Below are 16,257 nucleotides of genomic sequence, written 5' to 3' on the forward strand. Positions count from 1 at the left end.
TGACAGTACACTCTTGGCCCATGGCAGCGAAAGAGGTCGGGCGCCGCGAACGCCAGAAGCAGGAAACACGAAAGATGTTGTTGGACACAGCCCTAGCGCTGTTCGCAACGCAGGGCTTCGGTGCGACGACCATCGACCGGATCGCTGAACAGGCCGACGTGGCGAGGCAGACGGTGCTGAACTACTTTCCCCGGAAGGAGGACTTCGTTCGTGCGTGGGTCGATCGGCGCCAACAACGCCTCTCGATCCTGCTGCAGGACGAATCGTTCCGCAACGTTGCGGCCGTCGAGCAGCTCGCCGGTCTGGTGAAGCTCATGGCGGGCTACGACGAACAGGAGGGCCGAATTGCCCGATCGATATCCGACGCTTGGCTTCGCCACGACAGCAGGTTCTTCGCCGACGCCGTTGTGCCACAGGCTCTGATCGCGGCGGTGACTCGAGGAAAACAATGCGGGGACTTCGACTCCACCATCGATGCCGACGTCGCTGCCGAAGTGATCTACGACTGCTACCTGCAGACCCTCAATCGCTGGCTGCATTCGGAGACGCCATTCTCGCTCGAACGCGCATTGGAAGCCAAGCTGGACATCCTGGTGCACGGTCTTCGTCGAAGCGGGCGAGAACTCAGCACACGAATCACATAGAACAGACCGCAGGCCGCCAGCACATCTCGCTCCTCCGGCTCGTTTCCGCATAACAGTCCAACCCACGTCCCGGGGGGCAGTGGTGATGCGCCGCTCTTCTGAAACGTTCATCAATCGGCTGCGAAGCCACCGAACATGCGCATCGACAGGCACGCTCATCGGCAGATGCGGACGTTCGGGGGCGCGTCCAGCGACGATCCAGTACATATGATGGCGTGGCAGCTAGTGAGCCCTTGTATGCCGCATTGCCGAACTCGCCTATGAGAACCCGAGAGCGTTGGCGCGAAACCCGTTGAAGGACAACAACGATATGCCTGGTAGTGGCGAACCCACAGTGCGCTACTACGCGTTGATCGATGACGAGAGAAGCTACCCCGATGGCATGCGCGCACGTCGGATTACCGGCCTCGTGCGCCGGATCGCGACCCGACCGGTACCGACCGACGAAGCGCTCGGCGGGGACTTCACATGGGGCCCTACCGACTATCTCCGACGGTACAACCCCGCAACGGACGAGCCTCACGAGGAGATCTCGGCTGAGTCAGCCGAGCGATTCATCGCAAGTTGGCGCGCCTCGCGGGCGCGTCGCGAGACGAACAGGTCAGCCGCGGGAGCCGTTTCCGACTCAGCTGCACCGAGTCTCGTCGATCGATCGGCCGAGGACCACCTCGCTACCGAGCTCTGACGGCCTTAACCCGATGGACTTGGCTCCGAGGCAACTCGGTGGAGTCAGGAGTCGAGTAAATCGGCAAGCGCACGTAGCCCGTGTGCGATTTCGTTGCTGCGGGGTGCTGTTTCGGGGTCGACGAGGTCGCCTGCGCCGGTCTGACTACGTTGTCGTTGTACCGAGCCCGAGACCTTTTGCGGAACGCGGCGGACTGCGGAGCAGGCGACTTTGGTGCAGTGATGGGTATTGGCGATGCCGATGCCGTTAGACCTGCTCCGGCGGAAGTGACAACGACGGGACGAGCGTTGCCAAGTCGACCAGCTCGATGCGTCGACCGTGAACACGAACAAAATCCGCGACGGTGAAATCGCTCGCAGGTCCGAACCGTCGCTCAAACCGGGCCCTGGTGTGTGGAGACGACCGGCCGAGCGCCCACGCGATCGTCGACTTGGACGCCGTGAGGAATCTGACAGGCAATGCACCGACGACGAAAAGCTGAGCGCGCCGACCGCTTTCGTCGAGTGCCAAGTGGACCAGGTCGGAGACGACACCTCGTTTACGCATGGTGTCGGCCCCTTTCCACTGCGCAACTTTGAACTCGGCGATCCGACGGTCTGTTTCTAGATCGAACGGCCGCGACGGATCGTTTCCCGCTCCCAGAGAGGGCGGTCGGATGACAACCTCTCCTTCTTCCAAGATGGCGGGTAGCACGCGTGCGATGACGGTCGCATGAATGACGTCGTTGAGGCGCCCGACGTGTGCGCGCACAGCCAGCGCGGCATCAAGAAGGTCGTCGCTGAATCCGTACCTGGTGGTCACATCACGAATCGCCCCAGACCCAGCATGATGGTAATCAGCCTCTGCGGCAGCGAGGTGCGCTGTCAGGTCGTGGTCGGCGAGAAACCGCGACAGCGTCGCGAATGACTCGGCCAATTCATCGGCCTCACCGGATCTGTCGGATGATTCCGCCCGATCAGCCTCGACCTGCGGCAGCGGCATGTAGACGCTGGTGGACAGCCCCAGCCGACGCAACTCCGCGAGGGCGCGATGCGACGTATATGCCGAGCGTGGCAAGCCGGTGATCAGCTGGTACACCTGTTTGGGCGGATAGCGTCTGTTCGCGACAATCACCCAATGCTCGCGGATCGGCTCAGGTTCAACCTTGCTGATCGCTTCGAACACCGAAGGCTCGATCGGTTCTTCCATTCTCGAGAGGTTGCACTACCACCGACACGTACGGCAACCGCTGACAGTGAATCGGCGACTTGGCTAGCCTCTCCGTTCCGCTGCGTAGTTCGGACTTCACACCCTGGAATCGGAATGAGCGGACATGCAGATCAGCGACGGCCATACAACACATCCGGCAGCGCGCGGGCGAACTTGCGTTGCACCCGGCGAAGTGTACGAACAGTCTCCTCGTCCCCAAGCCCCGTGGTGATCGACCACTCCACGCCAGAGCCGAAAACATCGCTCGCGAAGACGAACTCGGTCGCCAACAATGCGCGCCGCCAATCTCGCGCACTCAGCACTTCTCTCGCCTCCAACGCCAAACGCAATCGCCGCTCCTGTTCGAGCAGGTCGGCCACGCTTTCGAAGTCCATCGCGATCGCTAGATTCTCACTGCAATTTGCCGGGCCGGACCACTCTCCTAGACCCCACCACAGCAGTCGGCGCTCGTCGGTCGATAGTTCGATCTCTACAAGGTCATCTGGTTCCACCGGCTAAGGGTGAACTACCTGCACCGGAACTGCCAAATGCACGGTAATCGGCGTCACCGCGCACTGGAAACGCTGTCGGGCAACCGGTTTGACTGCCGGCCAACGCCCGCGTTACGGCATTTCAGTGCGTTGTCGGAGTACGGTCCGGCGTCACGGAGCGAACTCTGATTCTTTGCAGAACGAGCAAACGCAGCGTGGTCCTCCGGTACAGGACGAGCAGAATACACCTTCAGAATTGTCGTATTCCTTGACTGCGGCGGCATCATGTTCGAGGGCACGCCTCACACCAGATACAGATATATATAGCGTCGGTAGTGACCCCGAGCAGTCGCGCCACCTCCTCGCGGGCCACCGCGTGCGCCTCCAGAACAGTGTGGCCCCGAGTCACGCTGCGCATCCCCTCGGGCAGGCCGTACACCTCCAGAACCCACATGCTCTCGGGACGTTCGGCGGTCGCCGGGTAAACATTGACAGTCATGCTGGCGTTCCTCCCTGCGCGCTCAGCCGGGCCGGAACGCCTATAACAGACTAGCGGCGGATAGCCACACAGTGCCCCTCATCGGCATCACAGGATGCTTAGACGGGCTCGATGGCGCAGACCCGGCGTCCGCCTCCGTGAACCAACCGCAAGTCCGACATCGTCCGGCGTAACCCTGGCACAGCACGATTCCAGGAATGCGCCGAGCTGGATTCTGTGTTCGGCGCGCATCGAACGCGGCTCGACGAGTTCACTCAGTTCTCGATCGTCGGCGAACTGGGTCCCGGGATCCAGGTAGTACTCGCACTCGGATAGACGAGTCCGACTCGCGATACTCGCTAACGCTTCTGGCCGACGCCGCCGAGGATGCAGTGGCGGACGTCGGAGAGGGGGGTGAGGTGGGGGCCGTCGGGCCACCAGTCGTCGCAGCGGACCAGGCCCGGTTCGATCAGGGTTGTGGTGCCGAACATGGCCTGGATTTCGGTGCGGGTGCGGAAGCGGCCGCTGCCCATGGGGCTGTGGATGAACTTCTCTTCCATCTTCTTGGCCAGTTCGCTGTAGTCGGGGGTTTCGGGGTCGTGGAAGTGGGCGATGGCGATGAAGGAGCCGGCCGGGAGGGCGTCGATGTAGGTCTGCATCAGGGTGGGGGCGTCTTCGCCGAGGTAGTGGTGCAGGGTGCCGATCTGGAACAGGGCGATCGGACGGGTGAAGTCGAACTCGGTGCGCACGATCTCGTTGCCGAGGACATCGAGGGGCGCGAAGATGTCTGCCTCGGCGATGTGGGTGCGGCTGTTGCTCGCCAGCAGCGCTTTCCCGTGCGCCAGCACCGACGGGTCGTTGTCGACATAGACCACGTGCGATTCGGGGTTCACCCGCTGCACCACCTGATGGGTATTTTCCGCCGTGGGTAATCCCGAGCCGAGATCGAGGTATTGGTCGATTCCCATTCTGGCCAGGAAGCGGCACACCCGGATGAGGAAATCGCGGTTGGCCCAGGCCAGATCGTTGACCTGCGGCGCGACGGTGCGGACCTGGGCCAGCACGGCGCGGTCGACCTCGTAGTTGTCCTTGCCGTTGAGGGCGGCGTCGTACACGCGAGCGATACTCGCCCGAGTCGTATCGACTCCGACGGGCACGGAGCTGGGGTAAGCGGCAGAAGCGTGCGACATCGGATTCCTCCGTGATTTCGGACGGGTGCCTTTCCGGAATCAGCCTAGAGGATCTATTCGCTTGGTAGGGAACGTATCTCGACGGCGCGGTAACGCGGGCTGGGCGGCGGGCTCCAGGGCGGCGGTCCCTGAGCTAGGTTTGCAGGCATGCACGAGCTCAGGGCCGGGGACATGTTCGCCGGTTATCGGATCGAGCGGGTGCTCGGGTCGGGTGGGATGGGCAGTGTGTACGCGGCCGGGCATCCCCGGTTGCCGCGCCTGGTCGCGCTGAAGCTGCTGCATTCCTCGTTCGCGGCGGATCCGGTGTTCCGGGGGCGGTTCGAGCGGGAGGCGGAGCTGGCGGGGCGGCTCGACCATCCGAATATCGTCGCCGTGCACGACCGGGGCAGCGACGGCGGGCGGTTGTGGATCGCGATGCAGTACGTGGCGGGGTCCGACGCCGAGACCGTGTTGCGGGCGGGGCCGCTGGCGCCGGAGCACGCGCTGCACATCGCGCGGTCGACGGCGGCGGCACTCGACTACGCGCACGCGGCGGGATTGCTGCACCGCGATGTGAAACCGGCGAATATCCTGCTGCGCGAAGGCATTCCGGGAACGCGACAGGTGTTGCTCACGGACTTCGGGATCGCCAAGGCGGTCGACGAGGCCACCGCGCTCACCCAGACCGGCGCGGTGGTGGCGACCCTGCGCTACGCCGCACCCGAGCACCTCGACGGGCGGCAAGCCGGTCCACGCGCGGACCAATATTCCCTCGCCTGCACGCTGTTCCACCTGCTCACCGGACAACCGCCCTACACCGCGACCACGGCGGGCGCACTCATCGGCGCGCACCTGATGCAGCCGGTGCCGAGGGTTACCGAACGGGCGCCGGGCCTGCCACCTGCGATGGATTCCGTGTTCGCCAAGGCGCTGGCCAAGGATCCTGGACAGCGGTTCGCCACCTGTACCGAGATGGTCGACGCCGCACAAGCAGCACTCAGTCGTGGTGTCGCCCCGTCAACCGATCCCAGTGCACAAAAGCATCCCCTTTTCAGCGGTACACCACTAGGCGGAAACTCCGCACCGAATCTCCCCGTGCTCACCACCCTCTTCGGTGATACCGGCGCGACCTCGTTTGTCGACGCACAGCACTCCCCCCTGCCGACCGGGTCGAGCGCGTCTCCCGGCCCATCCAGGCGTGCGCTCGTCGGATGGTCCGCCGCGGCATGTGCGGTGGTCGCCGCCGTCGTCGCCGGAATCCTCTGGTCATCCCGCGACACCACCGGCACCACCACATCTCCCAGCACCACCACCGCCGCGCCGACGACGACCACGACGGACTCCTGGGCGGCAGGTCGCCCCATCATCGCCCTGTTCCCGGATCTGCTCCCGGCCGGTCCGGACAGTACCGGATATCGGGACCTGCGATGCAGTTTCGCGACGAAGAATCCGGATGCTCTGTGGGACAACGGGTTCAACTGCACCGACCGGGAGACACTGGAGGTGCAGGTACTCGCCTACCCCGACGCCGCGACGGCGGACCGGTATGTCGCCTCGCTGCCGAGCGGCGCGAACGAACAGGTGCGGTCGCGGTACGGCAGGCCGGTGACCGTGCGGAAGTTCAACGGGTCCGACGGGCCGTGGCTGCTGGTGCAGTTCGACGCCGCACTGCATTCGAGCGTGTTGTTGCAGGTGTACTGGCCAGGGCGCACCCATCAGGAGATGATCGAGCAATGGCTCGCCACCGCACCACTGTGACAACACGTGTCGCCCTCGGCGCGCTCGCCACCCTGCTCGCCGGCTGCGCGACCGTCTCCGGCACCGCGACACCCGGCGAACTCGACGTGCGCGGCCTCGACGTGGGCAGCTACACGACCGCGCCCGCCGACGTGGAGATCGGTCGCACCGCGGCGGACGGCCCGATCCTCGAAGGGTTGCGGATGGGCGGCGTGGTGGTGTTTCCCCAGGATCTCGATCCGGCGCTCACCTACAACTGGGGCACCGACGTGCTCGACACCCCGCGCCGCGTGGTCGACACCTCGGCCGCCTCGAACGTCAATCTGCCCACACTGGAACGGCATCGGATGATCGTCGCATTCGACATCGCCCAGGGCAGCCGGGCCTTCGACAAGAACGTCCCCGCCATCGACACCGACGCGAAGGTGACCCGGGTGGTCCTGATGCGGTTCCCCGGGGAGAGCACGGCCGCCGATGCCGCACGCGATCTGGCCGCGACCGATTTCGCGGTGAGCCCGGACAACCGGCCGGTGTCGATTCCGGGATACCCCGGCGCACACGCACATTGGCGGCCGGGCATCAAGACGATCGGCGCGCTCTTCGCGCACGGTGAGATCGTGGTCAGCTTGTTCCTGCAGCACCCGACCCCCGATGCGGATGCGCTGACCCGCCGGGTCGCCCAGGTCCTCGACGCGCAGGTGCCGTTGCTCGATCAGTTCGCCCCGACCGCCCCCGAGCAGCTCGCCGATCTGCCCCGCGACCCCGACGACCTGTTGCGCCGCACCCTGATTCCCGGTCCGCCGAACCAGCGCATTGCCATCTCCTCACGCGAATACGCTGCGTGGACCGGCCGCGCGAGCAGGCACTACCGGGCGAGCGAACCGGCCGAACTGGCCGCCGCATGGGATCGGGGCGGTGTCGACAGCGTCGCCCACTCCTACGCCACCACCCTGTTCCGCTTCCGCGATCAGGCGGGCTCGGAGGCCTTCGGCACGACCTGGCGCGACACGCTCAGCGACGCGGCGCGCGAAATCCCGGGGCCGGACGCGGTGCCCGGTGCGTATTGCGCCGAACGCCGGGCGTCCGGCAACACACCCGCGGTGGCCCGCTGCTACGTGAGTTACCGGAACTACGGCGGGTTCGTGAGCGGGCCGGAAGCGGGGGCCGTGCGCAAGCAGGCGGCAGCGCAGTACGCGCTGCTCGCCAACGCGCAGTAGTTCAGAGCTGGGCTTCGACGGCCCGCACGACCTCGGGGTCGTCCGGGGTGGTGCGGGGACGGAACCGGGCGGCCACCGCGCCGTCGCGGGCGATGAGGAACTTCTCGAAGTTCCACTGCACGTCTCCGGCCGCGCCCTCGGCGTCGGGGGTCTCGGTGAGCACCTGGTACAGCGGGTGCCGGTCGTCGCCGTTCACCGAGGTCTTCGCCAGCAGCGGGAAGTCGACACCGTAGGTGACCGAGCAGAACTCCTGGATCTCCTCGGCGGTGCCGGGTTCCTGGCCCATGAATTGGTTGCACGGCACACCGATCACGGTGAAGCCGCGCTCGCCGTAGTTCTTCTGCAGGTCGACCAGGCCGCTGTACTGCGGGGTCAGCCCGCATTTCGAGGCGACGTTGACCAGCAGCACGGCCTTGTCGCCCGCCAGTTCGCCCAGCGTGGTCGGCTCGCCGGCCAAGGTCTCTACCGCGATGTCCCGAATGTTCGCGCTCACGTGTGCACCACCAGATTCTTCTCGACGTGGGTTCGATCGCCACCGTACCGGAGGTGAGAGCCGAAATCCGTGTCCCGCTGGCCGGGAATTCTGTAACACGTTCTTGTTTTGTGGGCGTCCACGCGGCACCATTTCGGTACACACCCACCATCGGAGGCAGCCGTGACCGACAACAGCCCGCGTACCGACACCGTCCGGCCCCTGCGCGAGAACACCGTCGATCAGTGGGATTTCGAGGTCGACGTGGTCGTCGCCGGCTACGGCATCGCGGGAGTGTGTGCCGCCATCGAAGCCGCGCGCGCGGGCGCGAAGGTCCTGATCCTGGAACGCACCGGCGGCTGGGGTGGGGCCGCCGCGCTGGCGGGCGGCTTCGTCTACCTCGGCGGCGGCACGGCGCTGCAGCGTGCGCTCGGCTTCGACGACACCCCCGAGAACATGGCCACCTTCCTGACGGCCGCGCTCGGCCCCGGTGTCGATGCCGCCAAGATCGCCGACTACTGCGCGGGCAGTGTCGAACACTACGACTGGCTCGTGGACTGCGGTGTGCCGTTCAAGGAGGAGTTCTGGGGCGAGCCGGGCTGGGAGCCGCCGCACGACGAGGGCCTGATGTATTCCGGCGGCGAGAATGCGGCGCCGTTCCTAGATATCGCCGAACCCGCACCGCGCGGGCATGTTCCGCAGCTCGCGGACAAGAAGATCGGCGAACGCAGCGGCGGCTACATGCTGATGAAGCCACTGGCCGACACCGTCGCCGAGCTCGGTGTCGCCGTCGAATACGACACCCGCATCCGGCGGCTGGTCGTCGACGCCGACGACCGGGTGGTCGGCATCCTCGCGACCCGGTTCGGTAAGCCGGTCACGGTCCGGGCTGCCCGCGGCGTGGTCCTGGCGACCGGCAGTTTCGCCTACGACACCGAAATGATCGACCGCTACACGCCGCAGCTGAGCGGCCGTCCCGGCGCGGCCATCGAAGAGCACGACGGCATCGGCATCCGGTTGGCGCAGGCGCTGGGCGCCGAACTGGCCCACATGGACGCCAGCGAGGTGGCGATCTTCGGTGACCCGCAGATGATGGCGCGCGGCATCCTCGTCAACGGACGCGGACAGCGCTACATCGCCGAGGACACCTACCCCGGGCGGATCGGCCAGGCCACTCTGCTGCGGCAGGAGAATCAGGCCTTCCTGATCCTCGACGAACGATCCCTCGAGGAGGCCCTCGCCACCGAGAGCTCGACCCCGTTCTTCCGGTTCCCGCCCAAATGGGTCGCCGAGACCGTCGCCGAACTCGAAGCCGAGATGGGTCTGCCCGAGCAGGCGCTGCAGACGACGGTCGCCACCTACAACCGGCACGCCGCGAACGGCAGCGACCCCCTGCTCGGCAAGAAGCCCGAGTGGGTGCGCCCGATCGAGGGCTCGCTGGCCGGGTTCGATCTGCGTGGTTTCACCGCCGGATTCACCCTCGGCGGGCTGCGCACCGATCTGGATTCGCGGGTGCTGCACGTGAGTGGGGAACCGATTCCCGGGCTGTTCGCCGCCGGTCGGTGCACCTCAGGGCTGTGCGCGGGCGGTTATGTCAGCGGGGCCTCGCTCGGTGACGGCAGCTTCTACGGTCGCCGCGCGGGTCGCGCCGCGGCGGCCGGGACGTACTGAGTCCCACCGGGCGCCGACTGTCAGTACGCTGCTTGCAGCACCCGGCCCGACGCCGAGTCAGGCTGTGCTCGCGGTGTTTTCACGCGGGCCTCGGGTGTATCCGTGTTGGCTACGACAGATGCAGTGCAGGATCGGAGTTGGACAGTGCAAGCAGGTGGGACGTCCGCGGATTACGTGATCGTCGGCTCCGGGTCAGCGGGGGCGGTGCTCGCGAACAGGCTCAGCGCCGACGCGGGCACCACGGTCGTGCTGTTGGAGGCGGGGCCCGCCGACGACGACAAGTTCGCCCATATTCCGGCGGCGTTCTCGAAACTGTTCCGCAGCGAACTGGATTGGGACTACTCCACCGAACCGCAGCCCGCGCTCGGTGACCGCCGGATCTACTGGCCGCGCGGCAAGACCTTCGGCGGCTCGTCGTCGATGAACGCGATGATGTGGGTGCGCGGTTTCCGCGCCGACTACGAGGAATGGGGTCTGCTGGCGGGCGAGAAGTGGAACTTCGCCTCGGCCGTCGAACAGTTCCGCAAGATCGAGAACGTGCAGGACGCGCAGTTCCCCGACGAGGGCGCGAAGGGACCGCTGCACGTGCAGCGTCAGCGCAGCCCGCGCGCCTCCACCCATGCCTTCCTCGAGGCGGCGCGGCAGGCGGGGCACAAACTCGAGGCGGCGAATCGTCCGGCGCCCGAAGGTTTCACCCAGACCATGGTGACCCAGCGCGACGGCAGGCGCTGGAGCACCGCCGACGCCTACCTGCGGCCCGCGATGAAGCGCGCCAACCTCACCGTGCGGGCCGAGGCTCTGGCCACCCGGGTGCTGTTCGAGGGAACCAAGGCGACCGGCGTCGAGTTCCTGCACGAGGGGCAGACCCACGTGGTGACCGCCGCCAAGGAGGTCATCCTGTGTGGCGGCGCGGTGAACAGCCCACAGCTGCTGCAGCTTTCGGGCATCGGTGACCGCGAACAGCTCACCGAACACGGCATCGATGTGGTCGCCCACTCCCCCGAGGTCGGCGCCAATCTGCAGGACCACCTGATCGCCGCGCTCGGCTACAGCGTGGAGTCCGATTCGCTGTACACGGCGGAGAAGCCGCTGGAACTGCTGAACTATCTGGTGCGGCACCGGGGCATGCTCACCTCCAATGTCGGTGAGGCGTATGGCTTCGTGCGCAGCGAACCCGAGCTCGAGCACCCCGACCTGGAGCTGATCTACGCGCCCGCGCCGTTCTATCACGAGGGCCTGGTCGAGGCGACCGAGCACGGTGTGGTCCTCGGGTCCATCCTGTTGCGTCCGCGCAGCCGTGGCCGGATCGGTCTGGCCTCGGCCGACCCGACCGCCAAGCCGGTGATCGATCCGCGCTACCTGTCCGACCCCGACGGCGCCGACCTGGCCGCGCTGACCGCCGGTCTGCGGGTATGTGCCGGGCTCGCCGGTCAGCCTGCGCTCAAGAGCACGCTCGGGCCGCTGATCTACCCGCCGCAGGCACCCGATGATCTCGAGGCGACGATCGCGCTGACCATCGAGAAGTTCTCGCACACCCTGTACCACCCGGTCGGCACCTGCCGGATGGGCACCGACGCGGCCAGCGTCGTCGGCCCGGATCTGAAGGTGCGCGGTGTCGAGGGTCTGCGCGTGGCCGACGCCTCGGTGATGCCGCTGATCATCCGTGGGCACACCAACGCGCCGGCGATCTTCATCGGCGAGCAGGCCGCCGACTTCATCCTGGCGAGCGCCTGAGACGACGGTGGTGGCGCGCCGACGCGGCACGCCACCACCGGTCTCACGCCACGGCCAGTGTCAGCGAGGCGGCCGCGAGCAGCAGATACGGCAGTGGATAGGCCACGTGCGAGTAGCAGCGGGTGAGCAGCACGGTGATCTCGGCGCCGATGAAGTACAGCACCAGCCCGGCTGCGGCGGCCACGGCCAGCGGCCGGTACGCCAGTCCCGCGAGCAGACCGATCCCACCCGCGGCCTTGATGAGGGCCAGCGGTGGCAGCGCCCAGGTGGGCAGCCCGTAGTCGCGCATGTTCTCGCGCACCCAGTCGGCGCGGAACACGTCGATTCCAGCGGCGATCAGGGCAGCCAGGGCGGCGAGCACGGTGACGACGACGTATGCGGTGTTCATGGATTCCTCCGTTTTCGGCGGACGAGCGCCTCTGCCACAGTGGAGACAGCAAGGCGGCGACGGCGGAGTGCCGTCTTTCCCGGTGACGACCGGCGACCCCGAAAGGTGACCGATGCGCGCGGATTCGCTCGCGCTGATGTTCGAGCAGCGCCGTGACCGGCTGCGTCGACTCGCGCACCGGATGCTCGGTGCCACCGCCGAGGCCGAGGACGTGGTGCAGGAGGCGTGGTTGCGCCTGGCGAGAACCGATGCGGTGATCGCCGACCTGGACGGCTGGCTCACCACCGTCGTGTCCCGGCTGTGCCTCGATCTGTTGCGGGCCCGCGCGCGCCGCCCCGAAACCCCTGCCGACGAGGTGGACCTCCCGACCGCCGATGCCGGTCCGGAAGCCGAAGCGCTGCAAGCGGATTCGGTGGAGCGTGCGGTGTTGGTAGTGCTCGACGCGCTGGGTCCGGAGGAACGGGTGGCGTTCGTGTTGCACGACCTGTTCGCCGTACCGTTCGCCGAGATCGCACCGATACTCGGGCGCTCCCCCGCGACGACCAAGAAGCTCGCCAGTCGGGCCCGGCACCGGGTCAACGCACCGGCCACGATGAGCACAGCCGACCTCGTCGAGCAGCGCGCGGCGGTTGCCGCGTTCCTGCGGGCCGCCCGCGGCGGTGACCTCGTCGCGCTGCTCGAGATTCTCGCGCCCGATGTGGTCCGCACCGCCGACCCGGCGGCGCTCACTCCGGGGATGGCCGCGGTGGTCCGTGGCGCGCGGGCGGTGGCCGAGGGCGCGGTCGCGCTGCGGCAGCGCTCGCGCGAGGCGGTCATGGTTCTCGTCGACGGCAGGCCCGGTCTGGTGCTCGCCCGGGCGGGCAAGCCGATCTTCGTGCTGACCTTCCAGGTGCGCGAGGGCCGGATCGCCGCCTACGACGTGTCCGCGACTCCGGAGCGGTTCACGCTGTCGCTGCCGACCTCATGATTTCAGCAGTCGATGCAACATTGCCATCGATGCGTCGTTCTTGGAATTCCGCTGGTCAGATGGCCGGAACTCGGGCGAATCCGAGCGGCGGTGTCGGCATCGGACCCGATCGCAGGTCGTGGCGGAAGTCGGGAAGCAGCGGCAGCATGTCGACATTGCGTGCCGCGTAGCAGCGCACCATCGGCAACGCACGCGAGACTTCGGCGCGCTCCACGGGTTCGGCGTCGATGAACGCCATGCCCTCGAGCCCGAGCCCGAGGGTGCCCGCGATCCGCACGATCGCGGCCGACTTGCGTCCCCAGCCGATCTCCACGGCCGAGAACATGTCGTGGAGCCCGTGGCGATAGAGCGTGCGCATGGTGCGCGCGCGGTCGCCTCGGGCCGCGACGGCATGCAGCACGCCTCGGTCGCTCAACATCGTCAACGTGCGCAACGCCGGTGGGCGCGGCGCGGCGCTGGTCCCGTCGTGGACCACACCGTCCCACAGGGTTTCGTCCAGTTCCCAGACCAGACAACGGACGGCAGGTCGCATGGTGGTGCCCCTATCGGTTCGTTCCGGCGCGCTGAACTCTACAACCTGTGATGCCACCGGGACCAGCCTTGTGACGGCCCACCAACATCGGGCGGTGGACACGCGAACGTCACCCAGAACCCGGCGTTTCATTCCAGATCTTGCCTGCCTTGGCTAGGGTGAACAGGCTGGACAGCGGGGGGACAGCCGAAATCAGGCGAAGGGAACTTCAGATGTCCGTACACAATCCACCACGACAATCGCTCACGATCTCGGGGCGGCCGATGTCGTCTCCCCTCAAAGACGTCCGGGCGTTGTCACGGCAGATGGTAGGACATTTCGTCGAGAACGTCGCGCCGTGCGGCACACTGCCGGGCGACGCCATCACGGGGGACGTCACCACCATCACCCGCATCTGCCTGGAATTCGCGGTCAGCATGCTCGACGGCCGCGACATCCCCAGCACCTTGCAGCGACTGCAGGACGCCGCCAGCGCCTGGGCCCGCGAGGGCGTGCCGATCGACACCATCCACCACTCCATCGCCGAGGGCTTCAAGATGGGCCTGGACCTGGTGGTCTCGAGCGCGTCGGTGAAGGACTACGACAACCTCGTCGACGGCGTGAAGATGGTGATGGAAATGCTCGACACCATCACCTGCCAGGTCTCGCTGGCCTATGTGCGTGAATTGCGCGGCGTGGTCAGCGAACATCACACGGCGGTGCACACCCTCACCTCCGCGCTGCTCGGCGGGCACAGCACCTCGACCATGGCCCGCGAATGCGGCATCGCCATCGCCGAGCAGTACGCCGTGCTCGCGTTGTCGATTCCGCCGCACCGCGAGGAGGCGAACCCGGCGCTCGATCAGAAGGTGGTGGCCAGGCGCAAGCTGCGCCGCGTGCAGGCCGAACTGGCCAAGCGCTGCGGCGATACCGCACTGTCGCTGCTCAGCGTCGACGGCGGCACCGTGCTCATCCCCGCCGACAGCTTCGACCGCGACGGCCTCACCGCCCTGGTCGCCCAGCTCTCCCAGGCCGCACAGGTCGGTATCACGGCCGCGCTGGTCGAGACGAACACCACCGGCATTCCCGACGCCGCCGATCAGGCCCACGAACTGCTCGACATGGTCCAGCGCCTCGAGGTCACCTCCGGTCTGTACCGCTTCGACGAACTCGCGCTCGAGTACCAGCTCACGCGGCCGGGACCGGGACGCGAATTCCTCGGCTCGCTGCTCGATCCGCTCGACCAGTTCCCCGAACTGCTGGAAACCCTGCAGCGCCACATCGCCAACAACCTCAACCGGCAGCGCACCGCGCGGGTGCTGCACGTGCACACCAACACCGTCGACTACCGGCTCAAGCGCATCGGTCAGCTCACCGGTTTCGACCCCACCCAGCCGTCGGGACTGTGGTACCTGCGTTCGGCGCTGGTCGCCCGCAGCTACCGCACCACCGTCTGATCCACGAAAAGGCGCTGCCCGGGGATGATTCCCCGGGCAGCGCCCGTTTCACCGGGGGTCAGAGGCTGCCGCCACCGCCGACCAGCCAGGGGTTGAAGGTGCACACGATCTGATGACGTCCTGGATCGATGGCGTTGAGCGCGATCGACAGGGCGCGCGGCGAGTACATCATCGTCAGATGGTCGGAGACGTCCTGCTCACAGCCTTCCTGCAGGGTGATGTTGCGGACGGTGGAGCCCGGGCCCTGCTTCAGGAAGGTCAGATCGTAGGGGTTGGTGACCTCGTCGTACCGGGTGCCGACGATGGTGTAGTCGATGCCGGGGACGGTGTCGCCGTTGGCGTTGAGCTGGTTGACGAAGTCCGAACCGATGGTCTGCTGGATACCGGCGTGCCCGACGAAGATCTCGATGAAGCCGAGGATGTCGATACCCAGGTTGTTGATCATGCGGCCCAGAGCGCCGATGCCGTCGAGGCTGGTGCCGTGGTGGGTGGCACCGTAGGTGATCAGGTTCTTCACCTTGTCGGCACCGCCGTCGAACTTGGTGTACCAGTTCGACATCGAACCGCCCTGCGAGTGGGCGACGATGTCGACTTCGTCGGCGCCCGTGGCCGCGAGGACCCGGTCGACGAACAAAGCCAGCTGATCGGCCGAGTCCTGGATGTAGCCGGTGCCCATCACGCCGGGCAGCACCGACCCGAGACCGCCACCTTCGATCAGGTTGGAGCGACCGTAGTTGAAGGTGAAGGTGCACAGCCCGGCATTCTTGAACTCCGGGCCCATGAACGCGTAGCCGTTGTAGGCGTTCATCCAGGTGCCGTGCACCATGACCAGCGGACGCTCGCCGTCGGCGGGCTTGCAGTTCCAGTCGTTGGCGCCGGGGGGCGCCGCGTCACCGTTGGCCAGACCGTAGGCGAAGGCCGCGAGGAACGACGTCTGGGCCGGGCCGACGCCGACGGTGTCGCTGGAGTAGCCGCCCGAGGAACCCGAGCTGGAGCCCGAGCCGCCATAGCAGTCGCCGGAGCCGTTGCCCGAGCCGGTGCCGCTACCGGAGTTGCAGGCCGAGCCGCTGGGGCCGGCCACCGACCGGCCCGCGGCGATGATTTCGGCGAGAGCCTGCTCGGTCGGCGCGTCGTTGGGGGCCGCGCCTGCCCCTGGGCCGGTGAGCGCCACGGCGAGCGCGCTGACGCCGGTGAGCATCGCTGTCTGCAGCGTGCGTCGGCGACTGGGAGATTTCATCGTTGGCGTATCTTCCTGTGCGATTCGATAATTCGTCTCCCCTTTTTCGATCGGGAATACGAATGGCTTGTCGAAACCGCACCGAACATAAGCCCGGGAATTCACGGCATTTCGTTTCTCCGTGGTGTTCTGGGTAGTTCACCACCCGTCGACGACGGGCCCCATGACGGCACACAGGAACTTTTCCCCACGACAATCCCGCAGGTCGGGA

The 16,257-nt window shown here is 66.8% G+C and carries 15 protein-coding genes; 7 read left to right on the plus strand and 8 right to left on the minus strand.

Features of this window, described 5'->3' with window-relative positions:
* The first annotated feature begins 20 nt into the window (after nucleotides 1-20).
* Entirely contained in the window at nucleotides 21-644 is a 624-nt protein-coding gene (locus tag AB0I35_RS14665) for a TetR/AcrR family transcriptional regulator (protein WP_357396384.1), read from the plus strand.
* Nucleotides 645-1,575: 931 nt separating this feature from the next.
* Here AB0I35_RS14665 and AB0I35_RS14670 read toward each other — a convergent pair.
* The 4 genes from AB0I35_RS14670 to AB0I35_RS14685 form a co-directional block, all read right to left on the minus strand.
* Nucleotides 1,576-2,517, minus strand: a complete 942-nt coding sequence (locus AB0I35_RS14670; RefSeq protein WP_357396385.1) for a hypothetical protein — start codon at nucleotides 2,515-2,517, stop codon at nucleotides 1,576-1,578.
* Between the two features lie 131 nt (nucleotides 2,518-2,648).
* The gene (locus AB0I35_RS14675; protein WP_357396386.1) at nucleotides 2,649-3,029 is read right to left on the minus strand and encodes a hypothetical protein; all 381 of its coding nucleotides are present in this window, start codon (nucleotides 3,027-3,029) and stop codon (nucleotides 2,649-2,651) included.
* 262 nt (nucleotides 3,030-3,291) lie between these two features.
* The gene (locus AB0I35_RS14680) at nucleotides 3,292-3,507 is read right to left on the minus strand and encodes a hypothetical protein (protein ID WP_357396387.1); all 216 of its coding nucleotides are present in this window, start codon (nucleotides 3,505-3,507) and stop codon (nucleotides 3,292-3,294) included.
* A 338-nt stretch (nucleotides 3,508-3,845) separates the two neighbouring features.
* Nucleotides 3,846-4,676 carry an SAM-dependent methyltransferase gene (locus AB0I35_RS14685; protein ID WP_357396389.1) on the minus strand — a complete coding sequence of 277 codons (831 nt, stop codon included), beginning with the start codon at nucleotides 4,674-4,676 and terminating at the stop codon, nucleotides 3,846-3,848.
* 147 nt (nucleotides 4,677-4,823) lie between these two features.
* Between AB0I35_RS14685 and AB0I35_RS14690 the strand changes: the two genes are divergently transcribed.
* Both AB0I35_RS14690 and AB0I35_RS14695 read left to right on the plus strand, forming a co-directional pair.
* Nucleotides 4,824-6,413 carry a serine/threonine-protein kinase gene (locus AB0I35_RS14690; RefSeq protein ID WP_357396390.1) on the plus strand — a complete coding sequence of 530 codons (1,590 nt, stop codon included), beginning with the start codon at nucleotides 4,824-4,826 and terminating at the stop codon, nucleotides 6,411-6,413.
* Nucleotides 6,410-7,609, plus strand: coding sequence for a hypothetical protein (locus AB0I35_RS14695; protein WP_357396392.1), 1,200 nt, complete (start codon nucleotides 6,410-6,412; stop codon nucleotides 7,607-7,609). Before AB0I35_RS14690 ends, AB0I35_RS14695 begins: the two co-directional genes overlap by 4 nt.
* A gap of 1 nt (nucleotide 7,610) precedes the next feature.
* Here AB0I35_RS14695 and AB0I35_RS14700 read toward each other — a convergent pair whose 3' ends face one another.
* Complete coding sequence (locus AB0I35_RS14700) at nucleotides 7,611-8,102, minus strand: glutathione peroxidase (protein WP_357396393.1); 492 nt, start codon at nucleotides 8,100-8,102, stop codon at nucleotides 7,611-7,613.
* Nucleotides 8,103-8,264: 162 nt separating this feature from the next.
* On the opposite strand from AB0I35_RS14700, the gene AB0I35_RS14705 reads away from it, so the two are divergent.
* On the plus strand, nucleotides 8,265-9,752 hold the full coding sequence (locus AB0I35_RS14705) for an FAD-dependent oxidoreductase (RefSeq protein ID WP_357396395.1): 1,488 nt from the start codon (nucleotides 8,265-8,267) through the stop codon (nucleotides 9,750-9,752).
* 144 nt (nucleotides 9,753-9,896) lie between these two features.
* The gene (locus AB0I35_RS14710) at nucleotides 9,897-11,486 is read left to right on the plus strand and encodes a GMC family oxidoreductase N-terminal domain-containing protein (RefSeq protein ID WP_357396396.1); all 1,590 of its coding nucleotides are present in this window, start codon (nucleotides 9,897-9,899) and stop codon (nucleotides 11,484-11,486) included.
* Nucleotides 11,487-11,529: 43 nt separating this feature from the next.
* Here AB0I35_RS14710 and AB0I35_RS14715 read toward each other — a convergent pair whose 3' ends face one another.
* On the minus strand, nucleotides 11,530-11,874 hold the full coding sequence (locus AB0I35_RS14715; RefSeq protein ID WP_357396397.1) for a DoxX family protein: 345 nt from the start codon (nucleotides 11,872-11,874) through the stop codon (nucleotides 11,530-11,532).
* 112 nt (nucleotides 11,875-11,986) lie between these two features.
* Here AB0I35_RS14715 and AB0I35_RS14720 point away from each other — a divergent pair, with 112 nt between their 5' ends.
* Nucleotides 11,987-12,841 carry a sigma-70 family RNA polymerase sigma factor gene (locus AB0I35_RS14720; RefSeq protein WP_357396399.1) on the plus strand — a complete coding sequence of 285 codons (855 nt, stop codon included), beginning with the start codon at nucleotides 11,987-11,989 and terminating at the stop codon, nucleotides 12,839-12,841.
* A gap of 55 nt (nucleotides 12,842-12,896) precedes the next feature.
* Here the strand turns inward: AB0I35_RS14720 and AB0I35_RS14725 are convergent, their stop codons facing one another.
* Nucleotides 12,897-13,373 (minus strand): HAD-IIIC family phosphatase, encoded by a 477-nt coding sequence (locus AB0I35_RS14725; RefSeq protein ID WP_357396400.1) that lies wholly within the window; start codon nucleotides 13,371-13,373, stop codon nucleotides 12,897-12,899.
* Nucleotides 13,374-13,585: 212 nt separating this feature from the next.
* Between AB0I35_RS14725 and AB0I35_RS14730 the strand changes: the two genes are divergently transcribed.
* Nucleotides 13,586-14,809, plus strand: a complete 1,224-nt coding sequence (locus tag AB0I35_RS14730) for a helix-turn-helix domain-containing protein (RefSeq protein WP_357396401.1) — start codon at nucleotides 13,586-13,588, stop codon at nucleotides 14,807-14,809.
* Between the two features lie 58 nt (nucleotides 14,810-14,867).
* Here AB0I35_RS14730 and AB0I35_RS14735 read toward each other — a convergent pair whose 3' ends face one another.
* Nucleotides 14,868-16,046, minus strand: a complete 1,179-nt coding sequence (locus AB0I35_RS14735; RefSeq protein WP_357396403.1) for an alpha/beta fold hydrolase — start codon at nucleotides 16,044-16,046, stop codon at nucleotides 14,868-14,870.
* Between the last annotated feature and the right edge of the window lie 211 nt (nucleotides 16,047-16,257).

The organism is Nocardia sp. NPDC050378 (assembly GCF_040655675.1).
Classification (GTDB): domain Bacteria; phylum Actinomycetota; class Actinomycetes; order Mycobacteriales; family Mycobacteriaceae; genus Nocardia; species Nocardia coubleae.

Bases quoted from the DNA above. Each gene is read 5' to 3' on its own strand.
- AB0I35_RS14725 (WP_357396400.1), bottom strand. From the start codon at position 13,373: ATGCGACCTGCCGTCCGTTGTCTGGTCTGGGAACTGGACGAAACCCTG.
- AB0I35_RS14680 (WP_357396387.1), bottom strand. From the start codon at position 3,507: ATGACTGTCAATGTTTACCCGGCGACCGCCGAACGTCCCGAGAGCATG.
- AB0I35_RS14730 (WP_357396401.1), top strand. From the start codon at position 13,586: ATGTCCGTACACAATCCACCACGACAATCGCTCACGATCTCGGGGCGG.
- AB0I35_RS14685 (WP_357396389.1), bottom strand. From the start codon at position 4,676: ATGTCGCACGCTTCTGCCGCTTACCCCAGCTCCGTGCCCGTCGGAGTC.
- AB0I35_RS14735 (WP_357396403.1), bottom strand. From the start codon at position 16,046: ATGAAATCTCCCAGTCGCCGACGCACGCTGCAGACAGCGATGCTCACC.
- AB0I35_RS14670 (WP_357396385.1), bottom strand. From the start codon at position 2,517: ATGGAAGAACCGATCGAGCCTTCGGTGTTCGAAGCGATCAGCAAGGTT.
- AB0I35_RS14665 (WP_357396384.1), top strand. From the start codon at position 21: ATGGCAGCGAAAGAGGTCGGGCGCCGCGAACGCCAGAAGCAGGAAACA.
- AB0I35_RS14690 (WP_357396390.1), top strand. From the start codon at position 4,824: ATGCACGAGCTCAGGGCCGGGGACATGTTCGCCGGTTATCGGATCGAG.
- AB0I35_RS14715 (WP_357396397.1), bottom strand. From the start codon at position 11,874: ATGAACACCGCATACGTCGTCGTCACCGTGCTCGCCGCCCTGGCTGCC.
- AB0I35_RS14720 (WP_357396399.1), top strand. From the start codon at position 11,987: ATGCGCGCGGATTCGCTCGCGCTGATGTTCGAGCAGCGCCGTGACCGG.